The 15661-nt window shown below is 63.7% G+C and carries 11 protein-coding genes, 1 tRNA gene and 2 riboswitches; of the genes, 4 read left to right on the forward strand and 8 right to left on the reverse strand.

Annotated elements, in window-relative coordinates; all coding sequences use genetic code 11:
- Positions 1 to 10 precede the first annotated feature (10 nt).
- The 6 genes from U5A58_RS02385 to U5A58_RS02410 form a co-directional block, all read right to left on the reverse strand.
- Positions 11 to 1012 (reverse strand): alginate lyase family protein, encoded by a 1002-nt coding sequence (locus tag U5A58_RS02385; protein ID WP_321960238.1) that lies wholly within the window; start codon positions 1010 to 1012, stop codon positions 11 to 13.
- 313 nt (positions 1013 to 1325) lie between these two features.
- A complete protein-coding gene (gene gcvP / locus U5A58_RS02390; RefSeq protein WP_321960138.1) occupies positions 1326 to 4289 on the reverse strand; it encodes an aminomethyl-transferring glycine dehydrogenase in 2964 nt (987 codons plus the stop codon).
- 72 nt (positions 4290 to 4361) lie between these two features.
- Entirely contained in the window at positions 4362 to 4742 is a 381-nt protein-coding gene (gene gcvH, locus U5A58_RS02395; protein ID WP_321907153.1) for a glycine cleavage system protein GcvH, read from the reverse strand.
- A gap of 75 nt (positions 4743 to 4817) precedes the next feature.
- The gene (gene gcvT, locus U5A58_RS02400; protein WP_321960139.1) at positions 4818 to 5936 is read right to left on the reverse strand and encodes a glycine cleavage system aminomethyltransferase GcvT; all 1119 of its coding nucleotides are present in this window, start codon (positions 5934 to 5936) and stop codon (positions 4818 to 4820) included.
- 89 nt (positions 5937 to 6025) lie between these two features.
- Positions 6026 to 6162: riboswitch (glycine riboswitch) on the reverse strand.
- Between the two features lie 58 nt (positions 6163 to 6220).
- Positions 6221 to 6331, reverse strand: a riboswitch (glycine riboswitch).
- A gap of 222 nt (positions 6332 to 6553) precedes the next feature.
- Positions 6554 to 6931 (reverse strand): hypothetical protein, encoded by a 378-nt coding sequence (locus tag U5A58_RS02405; RefSeq protein ID WP_321960140.1) that lies wholly within the window; start codon positions 6929 to 6931, stop codon positions 6554 to 6556.
- 177 nt (positions 6932 to 7108) lie between these two features.
- Positions 7109 to 8158 carry an oxidoreductase gene (locus U5A58_RS02410; protein WP_321960141.1) on the reverse strand — a complete coding sequence of 350 codons (1050 nt, stop codon included), beginning with the start codon at positions 8156 to 8158 and terminating at the stop codon, positions 7109 to 7111.
- A 308-nt stretch (positions 8159 to 8466) separates the two neighbouring features.
- On the opposite strand from U5A58_RS02410, the gene U5A58_RS02415 reads away from it, so the two are divergent.
- Together U5A58_RS02415 and U5A58_RS02420 are read left to right on the forward strand one after the other, a co-directional pair.
- A complete protein-coding gene (locus tag U5A58_RS02415) occupies positions 8467 to 10557 on the forward strand; it encodes a UvrD-helicase domain-containing protein (RefSeq protein ID WP_321960142.1) in 2091 nt (696 codons plus the stop codon).
- 84 nt (positions 10558 to 10641) lie between these two features.
- Positions 10642 to 11223 carry a hypothetical protein gene (locus U5A58_RS02420; protein WP_321960143.1) on the forward strand — a complete coding sequence of 194 codons (582 nt, stop codon included), beginning with the start codon at positions 10642 to 10644 and terminating at the stop codon, positions 11221 to 11223.
- Positions 11224 to 11314: 91 nt separating this feature from the next.
- On the opposite strand, the gene U5A58_RS02425 is transcribed toward U5A58_RS02420, so the two are convergent.
- Positions 11315 to 12238: a c-type cytochrome gene (locus tag U5A58_RS02425; protein ID WP_321934503.1), complete on the reverse strand. Its 924-nt coding sequence runs from the start codon at positions 12236 to 12238 to the stop codon at positions 11315 to 11317.
- 318 nt (positions 12239 to 12556) lie between these two features.
- Between U5A58_RS02425 and U5A58_RS02430 the strand changes: the two genes are divergently transcribed.
- Positions 12557 to 12632 (forward strand) — tRNA-Arg (locus tag U5A58_RS02430).
- Positions 12633 to 13090: 458 nt separating this feature from the next.
- Positions 13091 to 14056, forward strand: a complete 966-nt coding sequence (locus U5A58_RS02435; RefSeq protein WP_321960144.1) for a glycosyltransferase family 2 protein — start codon at positions 13091 to 13093, stop codon at positions 14054 to 14056.
- Positions 14057 to 14162: 106 nt separating this feature from the next.
- Here U5A58_RS02435 and U5A58_RS02440 read toward each other — a convergent pair whose 3' ends face one another.
- Positions 14163 to 14966, reverse strand: coding sequence for a glycosyltransferase family A protein (locus U5A58_RS02440; RefSeq protein ID WP_321960145.1), 804 nt, complete (start codon positions 14964 to 14966; stop codon positions 14163 to 14165).
- Positions 14967 to 15661 lie beyond the last annotated feature (695 nt).

The following is a 15661-nucleotide window of genomic DNA, read 5'->3' on the forward strand; positions in this document are numbered from 1 at the left end:
CGCGCGCTTGTTAGCGCGCCGGCAACGGCAGACAGACGGCGAGCCACGCGGGTGGCGTGGGCGCGAGTTTCAGCGCGACTGGCGCAAAGCGGCCGTCGAGCCGCGCGGCCAGGTGAAACAGTTCCGCAGCGTTCTTCGGGTCCCACTGTCCGGTGTAGCCGGGCAGGCCCGCTTCGCGCCGCTTCGCGTCGAACGGTACGTTCGAATGTACGAATTCTTCGTGCGTTTTCTGGCCGAGCGCATAGGGCGTAAGCCAGTCGAGCGCGGCTGCGAGCGTGGCGCCGTTGGCCGCGCGCTCGGTCAGCCAGTTGCGGTTGTGGCGTCGCGCGGCGAGCGCGGCCGTCACGAGCGGCTGCAGATCGTAGGTTACGTAGTGCAGCGCGTCGCGCTCTGTGAAGTCGAGTGTCGAGCCGTCGGGCGCGACGTTGTCGCCAAGATGCTCCACGAAAAGCCGCTGCGCCGTCGCGATCATCTTGCGGTTGTCGAGCGTGAACGCGATCATCGCGACCAGTTTGACCCGATGACTCTGCCAGTTGTTCGCGAAGGTTCCCTTGAGCGGGCGAGGCTGCGCGTCGATCTGCGCGATGTAGCCGTTCGCGAAGCTGTTCAGGAACTGCATGGTCGCGTTGCGCGTTTTCACGGGCAGCGCGCTCGCGGTCATGTCGTAGGCGAGTATCAGCCCTTCGAAACGCGTTTCGTCGATCGGATTGAAGCTCGGCTTGTACGTGGTGACCCACGCGAGCAGAAAGCGGTCCACGAGCCTCAGAAAGCGTTCGTCGCTCGTTGCGCGCCACGCGAGCGCGGCGTTGCGCATGAGGTCGAGTTCCTTCGCGGCCTCGACGCTCTGATCGTAGATGTCCTCGTGCGGCAGCGTGCCCTCGGTGTGAAGGCGCGCCAGCGGACGCGGCGTGTCGTTCACGTGCGTCAGCACCTCGGCGACGAGCGCCTTCACGCCCGGGTCGGCGTTGGTGCGCTCGCTCGATTGCAGCGCGGGTGCCGCGCAGAAGTTCATGGCCGCGTGGGCCGTGCCGGCGAACGTGGCGGTAAGCGTTGCGCAGGCGAACGCCAGCGCGGCGGCAGCGCGTTGCGGGTGGCGTTGCAACGTGCCGCGCGCGTGCCGGGTCTGCCGGACCGAGTTGCGCGTTGCGGTATGCGGCAAGTCCCGCAGTGGAACCCGCAGTAGATCCGTTCCCACCTTCCGCGCCATGCGCGACTCCCTGATTCAAGGCTGACAGGTGTGTGATGTTAGCGGTTTGCGGCGGCAAATGTGAGAGGGATGACTGCCGCTGCGTTATCCGGGGATAACGCAGCGGCCGGGACCAGGCTTATTCGCCCGCCGTTTCATCGGCATATTCGCCCGCGTATTCACTAACGGGCACGCACGAGCAGAACAGGTTGCGGTCGCCATACGCGTTGTCGGCGCGGCCAACCGGCGGCCAGTACTTGCGCGCGACGAGCGACGCGACCGGGTACGCGGCCTGCTCGCGCGAGTAGGCGTGTTTCCAGTCGTCGGCGACCACGACGGCGGCCGTGTGCGGCGCGTGGCGCAGCGGGTTGTCCTCCTTGTCCGCGCGGCCGTCTTCCACGGCGCGGATTTCTTCGCGGATGGCAACCATCGCGTCGATGAAGCGGTCCAGTTCTTCCTTCGACTCCGACTCGGTCGGCTCGACCATCAGCGTGCCCGGCACCGGGAAGCTCATGGTCGGCGCGTGGAAGCCGTAGTCCATCAGGCGCTTGGCCACGTCGTCCACGGTGATGCCGCTCGCGTCCTTGATGGGGCGCAGGTCCAGAATGCACTCGTGCGCGACCAGGCCGCCCGGGCCACTGTAGAGCACCGGGAAGTGCGGCGCGAGCTTGTTTGCCACGTAGTTCGCGTTGAGGATCGCGTTTTCGGTCGCGGCGGTCAGGTTGGCCGCGCCCATCATGGCGATGTACATCCACGAGATCGGCAGGATCGAAGCCGAGCCGTAGGGCGCCGCGCTCACCGCGCCGATACCGTGATCGTCGCGCTTGTAGCCCGACGAAAGCTGGTTCGGCAGGAATTGCGCGAGGTGTGCGCCGACCGCGACCGGACCGACGCCCGGGCCGCCGCCGCCGTGCGGAATGCAGAAGGTCTTGTGCAGGTTCAGGTGCGAGACGTCGCCGCCGAACTGGCCGGGCGCCGCGAGACCGACCATCGCGTTCATGTTCGCGCCGTCCACGTACACCTGGCCGCCCGCCGCGTGCACGATTTCGCAGACTTCGCGCACGTTCTCTTCGAACACGCCGTGCGTCGAGGGGTACGTGATCATGATCGCCGCGAGCTTCGCCGCGTGCTGCTCGGCCTTGGCCTTCAGGTCGGCGAGATCGATGTTGCCTTGCGCGTCGCAGGCGACCACGACCACCTGCATGCCGGCCATCTGCGCCGATGCGGGGTTCGTGCCGTGCGCCGAAGCGGGAATCAGGCAGACGTTGCGATGCGCTTCGCCGCGCGAGGCGTGGTACGCCTGGATGATGAGCAGGCCCGCGTACTCGCCCTGCGAGCCCGCGTTCGGCTGCAGCGAGACGGCGGCGTAGCCGGTAGCGGCCACGAGCATTTGTTCGAGCTGATCGACCATCTCGCGATAGCCAACGGTTTGCTCAGCCGGCGCGAACGGGTGGATGCGGCCGAACTCGGGCCACGTGACCGGCAGCATTTCCGAGGTCGCGTTCAGCTTCATCGTGCACGAGCCGAGCGGAATCATCGAGCGGTCGAGCGCGAGGTCCTTGTCCGACAGGCTGCGCAGGTAGCGCAGCATTTCCGTTTCCGAATGGTGACGGTTGAACACCGGGTGCGTGAGGTAAGCGCTTTCGCGCGCCAGCGCGGCCGGGAACGTCAGAGCGGCGCTCTGTGTGAGTTCGGCGTCGAGCTTGTCGAGCGAAGGCACTTCGCCGGCAAATGCGGCTTGCGCGAACACGGCGAGCAGGTCGGCCAGATCGGCGCGCGAGGTCGTTTCGTCGACGGACACGCCCACACGCGTCTCGCTCACGTGGCGCAGGTTCATGCCGCGCGCGAGTGCTGCGTCGTGCAGCGCCTGGGTGCGCGGGCCGGCTTCGAACGTGAGCGTGTCGAAGAATGCTTCGTTGACGAGCGTGTAGCCCAGTTGCTTCGCGCCCGCGGCGAGGATCGCGGCGACGCGGTTCACGCGCTGCGCAATGCGCTTCAAGCCTTGCGGGCCATGGTAGACGGCGTACATGCTCGCCATGATCGCGAGCAGCGCTTGCGCCGTGCACACATTTGAGGTGGCCTTCTCGCGACGGATGTGCTGTTCGCGCGTTTGCAGCGCGAGGCGCAGCGCCGGGTTGCCCTGTGCGTCAATGGTCACGCCGACGAGACGGCCCGGCATCTGGCGCTTGAATTCGTCCTTCACCGCGAGATACGCGGCGTGCGGACCGCCGAAGCCCATCGGCACGCCAAAGCGTTGCGAGTTGCCCACGGCCACGTCCGCGCCCCATTCGCCCGGAGGCGTGAGCACGGTGAGCGCGAGCAGGTCGGCGGCGGCGATCACCGCGCCGCCGGCAGCGTGCACGGCTTGCGCGAGCGCGCGGTAGTCGCGCACGTCGCCGTTCACGCCCGGATACTGCAGCAGCACGCCGAACGCGCCCGCATTGACCGCCTCAGCGGCCGGACCGACCTTTACCTCGATGCCGATCGGCTTCGCACGCGTCTTCACGACTTCGATGGTCTGCGCGAGCACGTCGTCGGCGACAAAGAACACGTTCGACTTCGACTTGCCCACGCGCTGCACGAGCGTCATCGCTTCGGCGGCGGCGGTGGCCTCGTCGAGCAGCGACGCGTTCGAGATCGCGAGGCCTGTCAGGTCGGTGATCATTTGCTGGAAGTTCAGCAGGGCTTCGAGGCGGCCCTGCGAGATTTCCGGCTGGTACGGCGTGTACGCGGTGTACCACGCCGGGTTTTCGAGCACGTTGCGCAGGATGACGGCCGGCGTGTGCGTGTCGTAGTAGCCCTGCCCGATATACGAGCGGAACACCTGGTTCTTGTCCGCGAGCGCGCGCAGGGCGGCAAGCGCCTCGGCTTCCGAGCGCGGCTGCGAGAACGGCCCGAGCGGCAGCGTCTCGGTGCGGCGGATCTTCGCCGGAATCACCGCATCGATCAGCGCGGCGCGCGAGGCGAAGCCGAGCGCGTCGAGCATCGCCTGCTGGTCGGCCGTGTCGGGGCCAATGTGGCGGGCGGCGAAAGCGTCGTGCGCTTCGAGCGCAGCAAGCGAGAGCGGGGAGTTCATCAGACGATCCGGGTGTTCGAGCTTCATAGGAATTCCTGCGGGCGCGGGCGGCGTTCTGAGCGCGCCGCCGCGCCGTGGCGGTTGAGGCGAAGTTGCGATTTAAGCGCCGATCGCCTTTTCGTAGGCGGCGGCGTCAATCAGCGAGTCGAGCTTGGCGTCGGCGGCGGGCTTGATCTTGAAGAGCCACGACTCGTACGGCGCGCCGTTCACCTGGTCGGGCGTGTCGACGAGCGACGTGTTGGCTTCGATGATCTCGCCAGCGACCGGCGCGTAGATGTCCGAGGCGGCCTTGACCGACTCGATCACGGCAACGGCGTCGCCAGCGGCGACCGCGCGGCCGGCTTCCGGCAGCTCGAGGAAGACGATGTCGCCGAGCGCTTCCTGCGCGTGGTCAGTGATGCCGATGGTCAGCGTGCCGTCGGCTTCGGTGCGGATCCACTCGTGCGATTCGGTGTATTTCAGATCGGCCGGGATGCTCATGGTTGCTCCAGTGCGTGGTTCGGTTTTTGTTGCTTGAAAGGGGGAGGGCGTGCGCGGCGGCAGGATCCTCGCGGATCAGGCGGCGAGCACCTTGCCGTTGCGCACGAACGGCAGTTTTACCACGCTTGCGGGAAGGGCTTTGTCACGGATCTGTACCTGCACGACATCGCCCGGCTGCACGCCTTGCGGCACGCGCGCGAAGGCGATCGATTCCTGCATGCTCGGCGAGAACGTGCCGCTCGTGATCTCGCCCTCGCCATGCGGCGTGAGCACTTTCTGATGCGCGCGCAGCACGCCGCCGGCCTTGCCGTTTTCCTTCTGCAGGATCAGGCCGACGAAGGCCGAGCGCGAGCCGTTCGCTTCCAGCGCCGGACGGCCGACGAAGTCGCGCGGCTCCTTCATGTCGACGGTCCAGGCGAGGCCGGCGTCGAGCGGCGAGACGCCGTCGTCCATGTCCTGGCCGTAGAGGTTCATGCCCGCTTCGAGGCGCAGCGTGTCGCGCGCGCCGAGGCCGCACGGCTTCACGCCCTGGCGCTGCAGGGCGTCCCAGAATTCGCACACGGCGGCGTCGGGCAGCACGATTTCGAAGCCGTCTTCGCCGGTGTAGCCGGTGCGCGCGATCATCAGCTCGCCAAACGGCGTCGCTTCGATCTTCGCGGCGTTGAAGGGTTTGAGCACTTCGGTGGCGCTGCGCGACGAGGGCGCGACCTGCCAGACCTTTTCGCGTGCGTTCGGGCCTTGCACGGCGACGATCGCGAGATCGCGGCGCGGCGTGATGGCGAGGCCGAAGCCGCCTTCGGCGTTGAGCTTTTCGAACCAGGCGATGTCTTTTTCGGCCGTGCCGGCGTTGACGACGGTGCGGAACTGGTCGTCGGCGAAGAAGTAGACGATCAGGTCGTCGATCACGCCGCCTTCGGGGTTCAGCATGCACGAGTACAGCGCCTTACCCGGCGTGGTGAGCTTGGCGACGTTGTTGGCGAGCGCGCGCGAGAAGAACTCGCGCGCCTTCGGGCCCGAAAAGTCGACGACACACATATGCGAGACGTCGAACATGCCGGCGTCGGTGCGCACGGCGCGATGCTCGTCGATCTGCGAGCCGTAGTTGACGGGCATGTCCCAGCCGCCGAAGTCGACCATGCGGGCGTTCAGCGCGCGGTGCGTGTCGTTCAGCGGGGTGCGTTTGAGTTCGGTCATGGGGCCTCAGGCGGTCGCGAATAGTCGCGCGAAAACGAAAAAGGCCATGCAGGAAGCGCCGCAGGCACGATGCCCGTGGTCGGTTCTTGCATGGCCCCTCTGTCCTCGGTACCTGAGAGATTGCGCCGTTGATGCTGGCGCGCGCCCCTTCGGTGGGCAGCCTGAACGCGTGGTGGGGACTTTTCCGCCACCGTTCGTTCTACTGCCGCTCTCCAGAGTTGCGGACTGATTAGCTGCTTCGCGTTATGTCGCGCAAAAAGCGCAAAGAAGGCGAATCAGCGGTCCGGCGCGCACGGTCCTTTTGCCTGAGAGTTTGTGGGTTGCCCCTTCGGCGGCGCCGATTGCACTAGCGAAAACAAGCTAAGACAAGCGGCGCGCTCTCCCGGCGCGCGCAGCGATTGTGCGCGACGCCTCGGGGCTATGTCAATGCGGAAAAATTCTGCGTGCAGCGCGGGTAGCGGGCCGTGAGCCGTGTTGGTATTGGCTTGCGCCCGGCGGCAGCACGCGTTGTGCGTCGCAGATTAAAAACGGGGGCGGTTCGGATAGGGCCGCAAGCGGTGCACGAACCGCGAGCGCGGTCCGTGCCTGCGTGGCCGGCGCGCCAACGCGTGTAATGCTTACTCGCCGATGGCGCGGGCGGCCGTGTCGAGTTCTTCGTTCAGCACGCGCTGCTCGTCGGGCGAAATGCCTCCGCCATGCTGGGCGGCCATGTCGTGCGCCTCACCGCGGATCGTTTCGAGGCGGTGATGGAGTGCGTTGCCCTGCGGCGGCGGGTAGTAGCCCTGATTCACGCGCATGTCGATGCGATGGCCCAGGTTGTCGATACGGCCATCGACCTGATGCAGGCGATCGACGGCGACTTCGTGCGCGCTTGGGCCCGCAGCGGGGCCAGGCGGTGCGGGGCGCGGCGCTGGCTGGTTCACCACGCACGCGGCGAGGGTCGAGACGAGCGCGCCAGCGGCGATAAGACGTAGCGCGTGGGTGTAGCGGGTCATTCAGACTCTCCTTTGTCTTGTCGTTGCAGCTTTTTTGCCTGCACGTCTACAAACGTCTGGCTATTGCCGCGTGATGACCCGGCAGCGGCAACCAGATGTAACCATTTGTGTGGACCTTTCAGCAGCGTCGGCGCCATGCAAGGTCGACGCTGCCGCCGAAGGCGCAAGCCAGGGCGATCAGGACCGGCGCGCGAACGCCAGCGTGCGGCCTTCCTGCGCGCTTTGCATGGCGAGCTCGATGAGCGCCATGACGTCAATGGCGTCCTGCGGACTCACCGGGAACGGCTTGCCCTCACGGATCGCGGCAGCGAGCGCGCGGTACAGGTCGGCGTAATTGCCGGCTGCGTTGGGCACTTCGATATCGGCTTCCTGGCCGTCGTCGCGAAGCACATGCAGGCGGCCGGCCTCGTTGCCCGCGCCGAATCCGGGCTGGCCCGGACGCAGGCCGTCCTTGAGCTGATCTTCCTGGGTGTCGAGCCCGTTCTTCAAATAGCTGCCGCGCGTGCCATGAATCGCAAAACGCGGTGCGTACGCGGCGAGCGCGCTGGCGTGCAGCACGGCGTCGTGGCTCGGATAGCGCAGCACGAGGTGGACGTAGTCCGGCGCACTCGCGTTTTCGCGGCGCGTGTGGACGAACGCGGTGATCGACTCGGGCGCGCCGAAGAGCGCGAGCGTCTGGTCGATCAAATGCGGGCCGAGATCGTAGAGCAGGCCGCCGCCGCGCGTGGCGTCTTCGCGCCAGCGCTGCTTCACTTGCGGGCGGAAGCGGTCGAAATGCGATTCGTAGTGCGTGACGCGGCCGAGTTCGCCGCCCGCGATCAGCTCGCGCACGGTCAGGAAATCGCCGTCCCAGCGGCGGTTGTGGAACGGCGCGAACACGAGGCCGCGTTGCTTCGCGATAGACGCGAGCGTGTGCGCTTCCTCGGCAGTGAGCGTGACCGGCTTGTCGACCAGCACGTGCTTGCCGCGCTCGAGCGTGCGGCGCGCGAGGTCGTAGTGCGTGTCGTTGGGCGTGGCGATCACGACGCATTCGATCGCGTCGATCGAGAGCAGCGCGTCGAGGTCGGGCACGATCGCGGCGTCGGGATAATCGGCCTGGGCGCGCTCGCCCTGGCTCGTTGCGATGGCCGCGAGCTGCGCGGCGCCGCTATGCGCGATCACGGGGGCGTGGAAGGTCTGGCCGGCGAAGCCGTAGCCCATCAGGCCGATTTGCAGCGGTGCAGTCATTTAGCGCTTCCTTTTTCCAGCGAGTGCGGGTGGCGGGAGCCCGTTATTGTGGCACGGCGCGCAGAGCGTGCGGAACGCGGCGAGGGACGGATGGGGGCGAAGCAAGGGAGCAGGCGACACAGCATGAGGGGCGGCATCGGCGTAACGCCGGCCGTGTTAACATCGCACCTCCCGCGTGAGAGGCCGCTGCGACGTTCGCACGCCTCGCGCCGTGCGGTGCGCCGCGCTTCGGCGGTTATTACCCGAAGCCTTGGCGCCACGAATTCCCGCATCCCAGCCGTACCACCCGTTTTTCCAATCCAGCAACGATGTCCGCAGGCCTCAATTCCGCCCAGAACGAAGCGGTGCGCTACCTCGACGGTCCCTGTCTCGTGCTCGCCGGCGCGGGCAGTGGCAAGACGCGTGTGATCACGCAGAAGATCGCGCACCTCATCGAAGCGAAAGGCTTCGAGCCGCGCCATATCGCCGCCGTCACCTTCACCAACAAGGCCGCCGCCGAAATGCGCGAGCGCGTGGGCAAGCTGCTCGAAGGCAAGACGCTCACCACGCCCGGCAAGGAAGGCCGCAAGGTGCCGGCCAACCAGCTCACCGTCTGCACGTTCCACTCGCTGGGCGTGCAGATCCTGCGCCAGGAAGCCGAACACCTGGGCCTGAAGCCGCAGTTCTCGATCATGGATTCCGACGACTGCTTCGCCATGATCCAGGAACAGGTGGGCTCGACGGACAAAGGCTTCATCCGCAAGATCCAGTCGATCGTCTCGCTCTGGAAGAACGGTCTCGTGATGCCCGAACAGGCGCTGGCCACGGCCTCGAACGAGGACGAGCACCAGGCCGCCATCGTCTACCGCAACTACATGGCGACGTTGCATGCCTACCAGGCGGTGGACTTCGACGACCTGATCCGCCTGCCTGCCGAGTTGTTCGCGAAGAACGAGCAGGTGCGCGACCGGTGGCAGAACAAGCTGCGCTATTTGCTCGTCGACGAGTACCAGGACACCAACGCCTGCCAGTACGAGCTGCTGAAACTGCTGGCGGGCCCGCGCGCGGCGTTTACGGCCGTGGGCGACGACGACCAGGCGATCTACGGCTGGCGCGGCGCTACGCTCGAAAACCTCGCGCAGCTCGGCAAGGACTTTCCGAAGCTGCACGTCATCAAGCTCGAGCAGAACTATCGCTCGACGGTGCGCATTCTCACGGCAGCGAACAACGTCATTGCGAACAACCCGAAGCTCTTCGAAAAGAAGCTTTGGTCCGAGCACGGCATGGGCGACACCATCACCGTCACGCCCTGCAACGACGAAGAGCACGAGGCCGAGTCGGTCGTGTTCCGGCTTTCGGCGCACAAGTTCGAGCGGCGCGCGCAGTTTCGCGACTACGCCATTCTTTATCGCGGCAACTTTCAGGCGCGTATTTTCGAGCAGGTGCTGCGCCGCGAGCGCATTCCCTACGTGCTCTCGGGCGGCCAGTCGTTCTTCGACAAGGCCGAGATCAAGGACATCTGCGCTTACCTGCGCCTGATCGCCAATCACGACGACGATCCCGCGTTCATCCGCGCGATCACCACGCCGCGCCGTGGCGTGGGCAACACCACGCTCGAAGCGCTCGGCTCGTTCGCGGGGCAGGCGAAGGTGTCGCTGTTCGAGGCCGTGTACATGGGCGGTATCGAGGCGCGGCTTTCGGCGCGCCAGGTCGAGCCGATGCGCGTGTTCTGCGACTTCATGCAGCGCCTCGCCGAGCGCGCGCATAAAGATCCGGCGACCGTCGTGCTCGACGAGCTCATGGACGCGATCCATTACGAAGCGTATCTGTACGACGCCTTCGACGAGCGCCAGGCACAGTCGAAGTGGCAGAACGTGCTCGAATTCATGGAGTGGCTCAAGCGCAAGGGCACGAAGCCCGAGCAGGAACTTGGCGAAGACAGTGAGGCGACCGGCTACGACAACGCCGACGGTCTCGCCGACACCGGCAAGAACCTCATGGGCCTCATTCAAACCGTCGCGCTGATGTCGATGCTCGAAGGCAAGGAAGAGGACCCGGACGCCGTGCGGCTTTCGACCGTGCACGCGTCAAAGGGGCTCGAGTATCCGCACGTGTTCCTCGTAGGCGTGGAAGAGGGCATCATGCCGCACCGTGGCGGCTCGGAAGACGACGTGATCGACGAAGGGCGCATCGAAGAAGAGCGCCGCCTCATGTACGTGGCGATCACGCGTGCGCAGCGCAGCCTGCATCTGAACTGGTGCAAGAAGCGCAAGCGGGCGCGCGAGACGGTGGTGTGCGAGGCGTCGCGCTTCATTCCGGAAATGGGCCTCGACGACGCGCCGCCGCCAACCGCCGAAGAAGCGCCGATGACGCCGAAGGACCGGTTGGCGAGTTTGAAGGCGTTGTTGCAGAAGGGGTGATGACCCTGACGTGCAGCGGGTGTTTGGTTTATTGGGACGCGGGCGGCAGTAGAGTGAACGCCCCTGTTCCGCTCGCTGCCGCCGATGGAAAACCCACTATTGCCGCACTACCGTCACGCGCTTGAAACGTATATCGACGCGAAGGACAACACGAAGCCCGCACGGATTCACGAGGCGTTTGCGCCGGATGCGGAGCTGACGTTCTCGCTGGCCACACCGAATATCACGTTCCCGGCGCGTAGCGTCGGCACAGAGGCGATCGCAACGACGCTGGTCAGCGATTTCGGTGAGCGTTATTCGCGCTGCCGCACGTACTACCTTTGCGAAGCCGATGCACTCGTTGTTCGCGAGCGCACGATCGATGCGCTGCCCTGGCTCGTCGTGATGCGCGAGGACGCGGCAGGCGCGCTGCGCATCGGTCACGGCACCTATCGCTGGACATTCGATGCGAACGACGCCGCGCCGCGCGTATCGGCATTCCACATTCACATTGCGCGGATGGACGTGATCGACGATCCGGACGGCGCGCGACTTGAGCGCCTGCAAGACGGCTTGAGCTATCCGTGGCTCGCCCCTGGCGAGCTCGCCGCGCGTTACGGTGCGCTTGCGCAGGACGCGTCGGGTGCGTTCGAATTCGCGCGCGCATTTGCGCATCCCGTACTCTGACGCGCGACGGCCTTTCTATCGATGGATATAAAAATCCCCGCGCCGTATCGCTACGGGCGGGGATCGTTGCGCGCGCTGGCGCTGCGACGGCTTATTTCACCGAGCTGACCATGTAGTCGACGGCGGCCTTCACGTCGGCGTCCGACGCGGTCGAGCCACCCTTCGGCGGCATCTGGCCCTTGCCGTGCAGCGCATAGTTGTAGACGGTGTCCATCGAGTCCTTCAGACGCGGCGCCCAGTCGGCCTTGTTGCCGAACTTCGGCGCGCCCAGCACGCCCGCGGCGTGACACGCCTGGCAGACCTGCTGATAGAGCGCCTTGCCCGCTTGCGAGGCGTCGGCGCTTTGCGAGTCGCCGCCTGCCGCGGCCGCCGATGACGCCTGCGGAATGGCCGCGATCGCCGCTGCGGCGGCTTGCGCCTGGGCCGCGTTCGCATCGGCGCCCGATGCTTCTGCCGCCGGCGCAGCGGCAGGCGCGCCCGAAGCGGCATTGGCCGCATTGGCCGCGCCCGGTGCGGGCTTGGGCGGGTCCTGGAAGTTCGCGCCGGCGTGGTTCGCCATATAGGCCACAGCCAGACCGATTTCGTAGTCGCTGTAGTCGTCGGGATTCGTGCCGCCGCGCGGGGGCATCGCGCCCTTGCCCGAAAGCGCCGTTTTCCACAGCGTATCGAAGCCTTGCGCGATGCGCGGCGCCCAGTCGCCCGAGTTGCCGAACTTCGGTGCGCCAGCGGCTCCGGACGTGTGACATGCGGAACAGACAGCCTGGAAGACCTGCTCGCCGGTCTTGTAGACGCGCGGCGCGTTGGCGTCGCGCACGTTGACCTGCGCGATGGGCGCGATGCGCGCGGCGACCTGCTGGGTCGAGAGTTCGTCGGTGCCCGCGCCGGTGCGCGTCGTATTGTCGACGTAATAGGCGAGCAGAATGATGATGACGATGGGGACGGCAAACCCGGCGATGACAGCGGCGATCAGCTGGCCGGGCGTTTTGATCGGGGCTCCGTGGGGTGCTTCGCTCATGCTTGTCTCGACTCCCGTTGGTTTTATGGTGAGCGGTACAGCAGGACGGCAATGGCCATGCGGCGGATCAAACACCGACGATTATAAACGGAAGGTTTTCCGGCTGGTGGGCGTGTGCGGGCGTAGTTCAGCGGGCGTTTACCCGAAGCGGGAGGGCTGGCGGGGCTACGCGGCGCGCTAGAATTCAATGTGGCCCCGAATAACCGGCGCCAAGGCCGCGCGGTGGACGGTTTAACTGAAACCGGTTATTCTCTCGGTCTCTCTTCGGCGCTGCTTTTCCCGAGTTCTTCGGGCAGACGGCGGTGCCAGCAAGTCAATGCGCCCGTAGCTCAATGGATAGAGTACTGCCCTCCGAAGGCAGGGGTTGCTGGTTCGATCCCAGCCGGGCGCGCCAAAATCGCCGGCGAAAGCAATAAGCCACACTTCCACTCGTTTTCCGCACGTCCCAAACCGCGCACTCACCTCCCCAACGAACGCTGTGAGCTTCTGGGCAAACTCACCATCCAGCGATGGATTGAGCGCCTTGGCGGTGTCGAACACCTGCGCAGCCCTGCTCGTCAGGTTTCCTATTCAAATTCACCGCGCCACGGCAAGGAAACCCGCAGGGAATGTCGCCCCTATGATGCGTTCCACCGACTGATGAAGCTAGTCAACCGTTGTGCTTGCTTGCAGACGTTCACACCGGAATCCGTTTGTTTGTGAAATCTGGAACTGGCAGTGAAACACGGTTCTGTTCCGTTCGAAGCGGAATACATAGCTCGCCTAAAATAGGGTGGGGCTATCGTGTTGATCGTATCGATATCCCGAGATATCGAGCAATTTTGACGTCTTAATTGAGTCAGTGGAGTTGGAATGGATTTGATCGGCTTTTCGATGATGCGCAATGAAGAGGATATCGTTGAGCAATTCGTTCGACACAACATTCGATTTTTTAAAAAACTATATGTGTTCGATCACGGGTCGGTCGATTGCACTGGCGAAATTCTAAGATCACTCAATCAGGAGGGGCTTCCGGTTATTCCGTTATACAGTGCGCATCTTGATTCGTTGATCGGTCATGCGCAAATGGAAGTCATGACGACCATGATAAAATTTGCGGTTGCGGACAATGGTGCGGCAATTTATTTTCCGATTGACGCGGACGAATTTCTCCATCCACGCAAAGATATGGACGCGTTTCGTCAGATGGTCGAAGAATCTGAGGACTGGGTATTTTCTGTTCCGCATTTAAATATGCCGATTGTTCCAGACTGCGCGGAATCGCTGTTAGCTGACGTGCCGAAATCGTTGAATCGACTTCAGCGTTGGCGAAGCGTGGATCACCAGTATTCGAAGGTTGCGATAAAGATAACCGATCCGAGCTTGGTGGATCGCTTGCTTGTCTGTCAGGGAAATCATAACGTCATCCTGGATGGGAATGTCGTCGAGAAAAAAGCAAACGAAGATTTGCTCGGCTATATTCATGTCCCAGTGCGATCGTCGGAACAAGCATACCGAAAATTCGTGTGTGGCTGGCTTTCGAACGTACAGAGATTCGGCATCGATACCCGGATCGCGTCTCACTGGAAACACATATTCAATCTAATTTGCGATGACAAGTTTGCTCCCGCAGACCGTAATCTGGCCCATCTGCTCAGTAAAATATATACAGATCCACTGGATTTCGAGCTCGACTTTGAGATTACCGATTCGGGAAATCTGTTTTCGTACGATCTGGCCTATCGGAATTTGCGTAAAAGCGGATTTGGCGTTCTTCTCCGGAACATTGAGGCGGATTTTCAAAAGCAGTTCATCAAGGCCAGTGCTCAAGAACGTTGAGCCTTGGGCGGGTGAGCCGACACGCTGGGCGCGATTTCAGCGGCCAGCGTGTGCCCGTAGGGGCGCGTCGGGTTGTGAAGTGCAGCGGCGCGAGCAGGCCCGGGTGTTAAAGCATGCTCGCGGGGATGTTTAACCCGGTCACAAGCGCAACGAGGGCTGCGCGCTTTTCCTGTTGCTCCAGACTCGGCGCTGGACGGCGTCGATAGACGTAGAGGTAATCGAGCACGGCGTTGAAGTCGTTTGCCGCTGTGGATGAGCCGCGTCTGTCGCTGGTCGCATCCGGGACCTCATGTATGCGTGAACCCATGATCGGTACGTGCTGCGGCATTTGTCGTTCAAGCACGGCGAGCAGAAATTCCCAGTCTTCGTAGCTGCGCATGAACGGATCGAAGCGCAGTCCGCGAAGCAGCTCCCGCGGGAGCGCATAGCACGACATGTGCACCCGGTTCTTGGTGAAGACATCCTCGTTCAACTGGGTCTTTAGGTCCAGTTGTACTTCTTCGAGCATCTCGGTGCGATCGTGAAGGCGTCGCTCCTGAACAATCGAACAATTGAAGTACACCGGCTGGCCTTGTTGCACTAGCGGATGGGCGTGCAACTGCGCCAGCAAGCCGGGGTGCCAGGCATCGTCGTCATCGAGAAACAGCACATAGCGACCTTTGGCCTGGTCAAGTGCGAGGTTGCGGCTTTCCGACGGCCCAGCCTCGCCGTTGCGCCTCAAATAGAGATCGGTGTCGTCCAGCAAGTCGTGGCAAACGACGTCGGTTGCGGCGTCGCTGGCATCGGAGACCACCAGGACTTCGAAGGCAACGGGAGAGAGTTGCGCCTTGACCGATTCAAGCGCGCGGCGAAGCAAGGATGCGCGCTTGTGCGTGGGAATGACGACGGAGAAGAATGGAGACCTTTTCATTATTTGCAGTATTCCTCAGCAGATTTTCCTTCGAAAATGCGTGCCGTGTTAGGGCGAATGGCAGTAAAACGTTTGCGGCATTAGCTTATTGTGAGCTTATGGACAGGCCAAACTAGATCATACGGACTACGGTAAGTGCCTGATCGGATAAGAAACGGGGCAAACAGGCATCATTTCGGCGCGACGCTTGAAATGCCAAAACGGCGTCCGAATGGTTGGTTTTTGTGGACAACCTGCAGAGCGTGGCAAACGCGCAACAGCCGAACGGGTCGAGCTTCCGGCGTGACCTGCGGCTGCAACCGCGAGGCTGGATAGATTGCCAACACAGTGAGCCCGCTCGACCGAAAACGATTGCCCGCCGTAACACCAATCGCGTGACGTGGACACAGATCAAAGCTCTTTATTCCGGGAGTCCAGCGGCGTAATTGCGTATTTAAAGTTAAGGCAGCGCAGGCCGATATCCATAAGAGATCATCTAGCCGTATCCGTAGCGTTTAATGGCGGCCTGGCGGAAGGAACGGGCCGATTCGGTGGGGGTATGGACTAAGGGAATGATCGTGGTGTTCGTCGAGGTGGCGGGGGGCGCTACCTTGGCGGATCTTACTTCCAGCGAAACGTAAGGAAAATGGATGACATCTATCTATTCCGCGCTGAGTGCGACGCAAATAGGGGCTCTTTCGACGTCGCAATTTCAG

The organism is Paraburkholderia sp. J7, from assembly GCF_905220155.1.
Taxonomy (GTDB): Bacteria; Pseudomonadota; Gammaproteobacteria; order Burkholderiales; family Burkholderiaceae; genus Paraburkholderia.